Here is a 267-nt window from a genome sequence, read left to right as displayed (position 1 = left end):
TATATGAAGGTCTTTAGTATATTTTTTCAATCTATCAATATAATTATTTAATTGCTCTATAGATTTTTGAATGATAGATTTTTTCTTTCCTTTTCCATGAACAAATATTATATTTGATTCTTTTGATGTTTTTTTTAGTTTCTTTAAAAGTTTCTTTAAAAGTTTCTTTAAATGATAGATTTTGATTTTATCCTTATAAATTATTTTAATACCAAAATCTATCTCACATTTTAATATGAAGTCAGATATATTATTCATCATTTTAGC

The 267-nt window shown here is 19.1% G+C and carries 1 pseudogene; it reads right to left on the bottom strand.

Annotation, left to right across the window (positions count from 1 at the left end):
- Positions 1-267, bottom strand: a pseudogene (locus tag KGF42_RS19535) (hypothetical protein); the annotation flags it as partial.

It is taken from the genome of Clostridioides sp. ZZV15-6383 (genome assembly GCF_020657735.1).
In the GTDB taxonomy this organism is placed as follows: domain Bacteria; phylum Bacillota; class Clostridia; order Peptostreptococcales; family Peptostreptococcaceae; genus Clostridioides; species Clostridioides difficile_D.
The sequence above is the reverse complement of the archived record's forward strand: the minus strand, read 5'-3'. Positions and strand labels throughout refer to the sequence as shown.